2 tRNA genes and 3 rRNA genes are annotated in these 5,634 nt (G+C 50.9%); all 5 read right to left on the reverse strand.

Features of this window, described 5'->3' with window-relative positions:
* Positions 1-27: 27 nt before the first annotated feature.
* Positions 28-143: ribosomal RNA gene (rrf, locus tag HX805_RS20275) — 5S ribosomal RNA — on the reverse strand.
* 153 nt (positions 144-296) lie between these two features.
* A 23S ribosomal RNA gene (locus HX805_RS20280) occupies positions 297-3,190 on the reverse strand.
* 224 nt (positions 3,191-3,414) lie between these two features.
* Positions 3,415-3,490, reverse strand: a tRNA-Ala gene (locus HX805_RS20285).
* 10 nt (positions 3,491-3,500) lie between these two features.
* Positions 3,501-3,577, reverse strand: a tRNA-Ile gene (locus HX805_RS20290).
* Positions 3,578-3,701: 124 nt separating this feature from the next.
* Positions 3,702-5,238: ribosomal RNA gene (locus tag HX805_RS20295) — 16S ribosomal RNA — on the reverse strand.
* Together the 16S, 23S and 5S rRNA genes with 2 tRNA genes alongside form the textbook arrangement of a ribosomal RNA operon.
* Positions 5,239-5,634 lie beyond the last annotated feature (396 nt).

Consider the following 5,634-nt stretch of genomic DNA (forward strand, 5'->3'; position numbering starts at 1 on the left):
TAAGCAATCAGGGGTTCTGGAATTTAATCTTGACGATGACCTACTCTCACATGGGGAAACCCCACACTACCATCGGCGATGCATCGTTTCACTGCTGAGTTCGGGATGGGATCAGGTGGTTCCAATGCTCTATGGTCGTCAAGAAATTCGGGTACTGAGTCGCGGCCAGCTGGCCTCGCTTCAGCAAATTGGGTATGTGATAGCTTTCGGTGTTTTGCAAGATCTCGAACTTTCGGTTCGTTTCGTCTTCACACACCGCAATCTGGTCTCTTCGACGCAAATTGCTTGGGTGTTATATGGTCAAGCCTCACGGGCAATTAGTATTGGTTAGCTCAACGCCTCACAGCGCTTACACACCCAACCTATCAACGTCGTAGTCTTCGACGGCCCTTCAGGGAACTCAAGGTTCCAGTGAGATCTCATCTTGAGGCTAGTTTCCCGCTTAGATGCTTTCAGCGGTTATCTATTCCGAACATAGCTACCCGGCAATGCCACTGGCGTGACAACCGGAACACCAGAGGTTCGTCCACTCCGGTCCTCTCGTACTAGGAGCAGCCCCTCTCAAATCTCAAACGTCCACGGCAGATAGGGACCGAACTGTCTCACGACGTTCTAAACCCAGCTCGCGTACCACTTTAAATGGCGAACAGCCATACCCTTGGGACCGGCTTCAGCCCCAGGATGTGATGAGCCGACATCGAGGTGCCAAACACCGCCGTCGATATGAACTCTTGGGCGGTATCAGCCTGTTATCCCCGGAGTACCTTTTATCCGTTGAGCGATGGCCCTTCCATACAGAACCACCGGATCACTAAGACCTACTTTCGTACCTGCTCGACGTGTCTGTCTCGCAGTCAAGCGCGCTTTTGCCTTTATACTCTACGACCGATTTCCGACCGGTCTGAGCGCACCTTCGTACTCCTCCGTTACTCTTTAGGAGGAGACCGCCCCAGTCAAACTACCCACCATACACTGTCCTCGATCCGGATAACGGACCTGAGTTAGAACCTCAAAGTTGCCAGGGTGGTATTTCAAGGTTGGCTCCACGCGAACTGGCGTCCACGCTTCAAAGCCTCCCACCTATCCTACACAAGCAAATTCAAAGTCCAGTGCAAAGCTATAGTAAAGGTTCACGGGGTCTTTCCGTCTAGCCGCGGATACACTGCATCTTCACAGCGATTTCAATTTCACTGAGTCTCGGGTGGAGACAGCGCCGCCATCGTTACGCCATTCGTGCAGGTCGGAACTTACCCGACAAGGAATTTCGCTACCTTAGGACCGTTATAGTTACGGCCGCCGTTTACCGGGGCTTCGATCAAGAGCTTCGCGTTAGCTAACCCCATCAATTAACCTTCCGGCACCGGGCAGGCGTCACACCCTATACGTCCACTTTCGTGTTTGCAGAGTGCTGTGTTTTTAATAAACAGTCGCAGCGGCCTGGTATCTTCGACCGGCATGAGCTTACGGAGCAAGTCCTTCACCCTCACCGGCGCACCTTCTCCCGAAGTTACGGTGCCATTTTGCCTAGTTCCTTCACCCGAGTTCTCTCAAGCGCCTTGGTATTCTCTACCCAACCACCTGTGTCGGTTTGGGGTACGGTTCCTGGTTATCTGAAGCTTAGAAGCTTTTCTTGGAAGCATGGCATCAACCACTTCGTCATCTAAAAGATAACTCGTCATCAGCTCTCGGCCTTAGAATCCCGGATTTACCTAAGATTCCAGCCTACCACCTTAAACTTGGACAACCAACGCCAAGCTGGCCTAGCCTTCTCCGTCCCTCCATCGCAATAACCAGAAGTACAGGAATATTAACCTGTTTTCCATCGACTACGCTTTTCAGCCTCGCCTTAGGGACCGACTAACCCTGCGTCGATTAACGTTGCGCAGGAAACCTTGGTCTTTCGGCGTGGGTGTTTTTCACACCCATTATCGTTACTCATGTCAGCATTCGCACTTCTGATACCTCCAGCAAGCTTCTCAACTCACCTTCACAGGCTTACAGAACGCTCCTCTACCGCATCACCCGAAGGTGATACCCGTAGCTTCGGTGTATGGTTTGAGCCCCGTTACATCTTCCGCGCAGGCCGACTCGACTAGTGAGCTATTACGCTTTCTTTAAAGGGTGGCTGCTTCTAAGCCAACCTCCTAGCTGTCTAAGCCTTCCCACATCGTTTCCCACTTAACCATAACTTTGGGACCTTAGCTGACGGTCTGGGTTGTTTCCCTTTTCACGACGGACGTTAGCACCCGCCGTGTGTCTCCCATGCTCGGCACTTGTAGGTATTCGGAGTTTGCATCGGTTTGGTAAGTCGGGATGACCCCCTAGCCGAAACAGTGCTCTACCCCCTACAGTGATACATGAGGCGCTACCTAAATAGCTTTCGAGGAGAACCAGCTATCTCCGAGCTTGATTAGCCTTTCACTCCGATCCACAGGTCATCCGCTAACTTTTCAACGGTAGTCGGTTCGGTCCTCCAGTTAGTGTTACCCAACCTTCAACCTGCCCATGGATAGATCGCCCGGTTTCGGGTCTATTCCCAGCGACTAGACGCCCTATTAAGACTCGCTTTCGCTACGCCTCCCCTATTCGGTTAAGCTCGCCACTGAAAATAAGTCGCTGACCCATTATACAAAAGGTACGCAGTCACAGAACAAAGTCTGCTCCCACTGCTTGTACGCATACGGTTTCAGGATCTATTTCACTCCCCTCTCCGGGGTTCTTTTCGCCTTTCCCTCACGGTACTAGTTCACTATCGGTCAGTCAGTAGTATTTAGCCTTGGAGGATGGTCCCCCCATATTCAGACAAAGTTTCTCGTGCTCCGTCCTACTCGATTTCATGACTAAGAGATTTTCGCGTACAGGGCTATCACCCACTATGGCCGCACTTTCCAGAGCGTTCCGCTAATCTCAAAGCCACTTAAGGGCTAGTCCCCGTTCGCTCGCCACTACTAAGGGAATCTCGGTTGATTTCTTTTCCTCAGGGTACTTAGATGTTTCAGTTCCCCTGGTTCGCTCCATACACCTATGTATTCAGTGTAAGGTAACCATCTTATGATGGCTGGGTTCCCCCATTCAGACATCTCCGGATCAAAGTCTGTTTGCCGACTCCCCGAAGCTTTTCGCAGGCTACCACGTCTTTCATCGCCTCTGACTGCCAAGGCATCCACCGTATGCGCTTCTTCACTTGACCATATAACCCCAAGCAATCTGGTTATACTGTGAAGACGACATTCGCCGAAAATTCGCAATTACTTACAAATTTTACCTTAGCCTGATCCGTTACCAGTGAAAGTAACGTTCAGTCTATCTTTCTATCACATACCCAAATTTTTAAAGAACGATCTAATCAAAGACTAGAAATCAATATTCATTAGCGAATATTCATTTCTAAACTCTAACAGTAGAAACAGTTAATGGTGGAGCCAAACGGGATCGAACCGTTGACCTCCTGCGTGCAAGGCAGGCGCTCTCCCAGCTGAGCTATGGCCCCATAACAAAATTGGTGGGTCTGGGCAGATTCGAACTGCCGACCTCACCCTTATCAGGGGTGCGCTCTAACCAACTGAGCTACAGACCCAATTTCGAGCGCGTAACTGATTAGCTAAGAGCTATCAGCTTGGAGCTTAAAGCTGCTTCTATCGTCTTCTTCAATGAATCAAGCAATTCGTGTGGGAACTTATGGAGCAGCTGATGTCGTCGATTAAGGAGGTGATCCAGCCGCAGGTTCCCCTACGGCTACCTTGTTACGACTTCACCCCAGTCATGAATCACACCGTGGTAACCGTCCCCCCGAAGGTTAGACTAGCTACTTCTGGTGCAACCCACTCCCATGGTGTGACGGGCGGTGTGTACAAGGCCCGGGAACGTATTCACCGCGACATTCTGATTCGCGATTACTAGCGATTCCGACTTCACGCAGTCGAGTTGCAGACTGCGATCCGGACTACGATCGGTTTTCTGGGATTAGCTCCACCTCGCGGCTTGGCAACCCTCTGTACCGACCATTGTAGCACGTGTGTAGCCCAGGCCGTAAGGGCCATGATGACTTGACGTCATCCCCACCTTCCTCCGGTTTGTCACCGGCAGTCTCCTTAGAGTGCCCACCATAACGTGCTGGTAACTAAGGACAAGGGTTGCGCTCGTTACGGGACTTAACCCAACATCTCACGACACGAGCTGACGACAGCCATGCAGCACCTGTCTCAATGTTCCCGAAGGCACCAATCTATCTCTAGAAAGTTCATTGGATGTCAAGGCCTGGTAAGGTTCTTCGCGTTGCTTCGAATTAAACCACATGCTCCACCGCTTGTGCGGGCCCCCGTCAATTCATTTGAGTTTTAACCTTGCGGCCGTACTCCCCAGGCGGTCAACTTAATGCGTTAGCTGCGCCACTAAGAGCTCAAGGCTCCCAACGGCTAGTTGACATCGTTTACGGCGTGGACTACCAGGGTATCTAATCCTGTTTGCTCCCCACGCTTTCGCACCTCAGTGTCAGTATCAGTCCAGGTGGTCGCCTTCGCCACTGGTGTTCCTTCCTATATCTACGCATTTCACCGCTACACAGGAAATTCCACCACCCTCTACCATACTCTAGCTCGTCAGTTTTGAATGCAGTTCCCAGGTTGAGCCCGGGGATTTCACATCCAACTTAACGAACCACCTACGCGCGCTTTACGCCCAGTAATTCCGATTAACGCTTGCACCCTCTGTATTACCGCGGCTGCTGGCACAGAGTTAGCCGGTGCTTATTCTGTCGGTAACGTCAAAACAGCAAAGTATTAATTTACTGCCCTTCCTCCCAACTTAAAGTGCTTTACAATCCGAAGACCTTCTTCACACACGCGGCATGGCTGGATCAGGCTTTCGCCCATTGTCCAATATTCCCCACTGCTGCCTCCCGTAGGAGTCTGGACCGTGTCTCAGTTCCAGTGTGACTGATCATCCTCTCAGACCAGTTACGGATCGTCGCCTTGGTGAGCCATTACCCCACCAACTAGCTAATCCGACCTAGGCTCATCTGATAGCGCAAGGCCCGAAGGTCCCCTGCTTTCTCCCGTAGGACGTATGCGGTATTAGCGTCCGTTTCCGGACGTTATCCCCCACTACCAGGCAGATTCCTAGGCATTACTCACCCGTCCGCCGCTCTCAAGAGAAGCAAGCTTCTCTCTACCGCTCGACTTGCATGTGTTAGGCCTGCCGCCAGCGTTCAATCTGAGCCATGATCAAACTCTTCAGTTCAAACATCTTTGGGTTTTTAAGAAACCCTAAACTTGGCTCAGCAATCGTTGGTTACATCTTTGATTTCTCGCGGAGTAACTTGTGATGCTGATAATCTTGTTGACTATCAGTCTGACTCCACAAGCACCCACACGAATTGCTTGATTCAGTTGTTAAAGAGCGGTTGGTTAAGATCTTTCGTCTCAACCGAGGCGCGCATTCTACAGCAGCCTCATTTGCTGTCAAGTGATTATTTTCAGAAGTTTTCAAAGTTTCCTTTGTAACTTCAACCACTTGCGCTTCCGATCTCTCGTTAGCGGGAGGCGAATTCTACAGCGTTACACGCTGCTGTCAACACCTCTTTTTCTCCGCTTTCGACCGAGAAGATCGAACCGTTAATAGGGCCAAACAACACTG

The organism is Pseudomonas sp. G5001, assembly GCF_013385475.1.
Taxonomy (GTDB): Bacteria; Pseudomonadota; Gammaproteobacteria; order Pseudomonadales; family Pseudomonadaceae; genus Aquipseudomonas.